Origin of the sequence: Synechococcus lacustris str. Tous, assembly GCF_003011125.1 — a bacterium.
GTDB lineage: Bacteria > Cyanobacteriota > Cyanobacteriia > PCC-6307 > Cyanobiaceae > Synechococcus_D > Synechococcus_D lacustris.
In genome coordinates this window covers 1-1,736 of sequence record NZ_PXVC01000168.1, presented here as the reverse complement: position 1 = coordinate 1,736, position 1,736 = coordinate 1, and the positions used below count along the sequence as shown (strand labels likewise).

Below are 1,736 nucleotides of genomic sequence, written 5' to 3'. Positions count from 1 at the left end.
ACTTGAGGGTTCTATAAAAATATTTCAACAGGGTGATTGCCGGCATCCCCTGCGAAGAAATCCGCCATACCAGGGCGGTACAGGAYTGGCTGGCTGAGGGCCGCCAGGAAGGCGAAGCCAGAGGTGAAGCCAGAGGTGAAGCCAGAGGTGACCATCCGCCTCCTCACCCGCCGCTGCGGCCCCCTCGCAGAAGCCCCACTGCCCAGATCCAGACCCTGCCGCTGGAGCAGCTGGAAGCCCTGGCCGACGCCTTGCTCGACTTCCAGGGCCCAGCCGACCTGGCCGCCAACGCCTGAAGCGGGGCCTTCGCGTCATAGCCGATCTGCCAGATCTAAATCTGGGGCTGGCACTGGCCTGCCCCTCAATCCGCGCCGAGGGTGGTGAGAGTGCTGGCGTGAACGTTCTGCTCGCCACCAACGTGTTGCCTGAAACGATCAAATGGCTTATGGCGTGTTTRAGCAGCCAGCCAGCACGGAGACCTAATTGAAGGCCCCCCACCCGCTGCTGCATCAAGCCAGCCCACTGCATCACTGCCGCACCGCAATCGGCGCACTGGCGTAGCGGGCTGTGTATTTGGGGCTGACACCCGAGATCACCGTTCTGGAGGTGCTGGTGCATCTCAATCCTGATCAGTGAAGCCSAACCTGAAGCCCTGTTTGGCCAGGCCTAAAAYGTGGGCTGTGGCCCTACATTAATGTCATTGACATCTCCGCGACTTCGCGGTGACTCCCATGGTTCAGGTCACGGCCAGGCTTCCCGACACCCTCGGCGCCGAGCTTGATGCAGCGGCACAGCAGCTCAACCGCTGCCGAGCCGACATCATTCGTCAGGCAATCGAGTACTACCTCGACGACATCGAGGATTTGCGCTGTGGGGTGGCAGCCCTGAAGGACCCTGCCGACCCTGTTCTCGACTGGCTTGAGGTGCGAGATGCGCTGCTCGCTGCGGATTAAACGTTCTGCGGCAAAGGCGTTGGCCGCGCTGCCGAAAGCTGACCGGGTGCGGCTGGTTGAGGCCATCAACCTGCTCTGCGACACCCCAGCCGCCGGCTCTGCCCTCAAGGGTGAATTTGAAGGACTGCGGCGGTTGCGTGTAGGGAACTACCGCGTTGTCTATGAATGGCAGCGCAGYGAACTGGTGATCCTGGTGGTGCGCATCGGCCATCGACGCGAGGTCTATCGCTGACCTGCCTCCAACAAGTGCACGCAGCCAGTGAACACCGACCGCTGGTACTACCGGGTCTTCCATAGCGCCCCCGATCTGATCCGCTCGGCCTAACCCTGCCGGTGCGGCCTGAGAGCGAGCTGGCGGCCAGCAGTCAGCAGATCCTGGCCAGTCGGCCTGATCTAGACACGGTTGTGCTGCCTATGCTGGTGCAACGTTTTCCCCAGCTCACCGAGGCAGAAATCATGGTGATTGCCGGCACCCCCCGGGAAGAAATCCGCCACTACCGCCCAGTTCCAGGCCCTGCCGCTGGAGCAGCTGGAATCATTGGCCGACGCCCTGCTCGACTTCCAGTGCCCAGCCGACCTATCCGCCTGGCTGGCCGCCAACAGCTGAAGCAACACCTCTAAGGTTGTTTCTGAGCATTCGGACTTAGCGTCGCCAACGCCGCCCACCAATCCCTCTGCCTTAGCGGCCGCTGGAGAAAAGAGCTGATGGCGCTACCAGAGAAGCCTGCAGGGGAACGACTGAAGCGCTGGATCCAGGCTCACCAGGGTGAGCCTGGCCAGCTC

4 protein-coding genes are annotated in these 1,736 nt (G+C 62.2%); all 4 read left to right on the top strand.

The window, feature by feature from the left end:
* Positions 1 to 32 precede the first annotated feature (32 nt).
* The 4 genes from C7K08_RS16970 (at position 33) to C7K08_RS16965 (ending at position 1,574) form a co-directional block, all read left to right on the top strand.
* The gene (locus tag C7K08_RS16970) at positions 33 to 296 is read left to right on the top strand and encodes a DUF4351 domain-containing protein (RefSeq protein ID WP_106501116.1); all 264 of its coding nucleotides are present in this window, start codon (positions 33 to 35) and stop codon (positions 294 to 296) included.
* Positions 297 to 731: 435 nt separating this feature from the next.
* Entirely contained in the window at positions 732 to 953 is a 222-nt protein-coding gene (locus C7K08_RS13925; protein WP_106501115.1) for a ribbon-helix-helix protein, CopG family, read from the top strand.
* A complete protein-coding gene (locus C7K08_RS13920; RefSeq protein WP_106501114.1) occupies positions 931 to 1,185 on the top strand; it encodes a type II toxin-antitoxin system RelE family toxin in 255 nt (84 codons plus the stop codon). The genes C7K08_RS13925 and C7K08_RS13920 overlap by 23 nt, the downstream gene beginning before the upstream one ends.
* A gap of 101 nt (positions 1,186 to 1,286) precedes the next feature.
* A complete protein-coding gene (locus C7K08_RS16965; RefSeq protein ID WP_423218702.1) occupies positions 1,287 to 1,574 on the top strand; it encodes a hypothetical protein in 288 nt (95 codons plus the stop codon).
* Positions 1,575 to 1,736 lie beyond the last annotated feature (162 nt).

Excerpts from the sequence above, each read along its gene's own strand:
- C7K08_RS13925 (WP_106501115.1), top strand. The coding sequence starts at position 732 with ATGGTTCAGGTCACGGCCAGGCTTCCCGACACCCTCGGCGCCGAGCTT.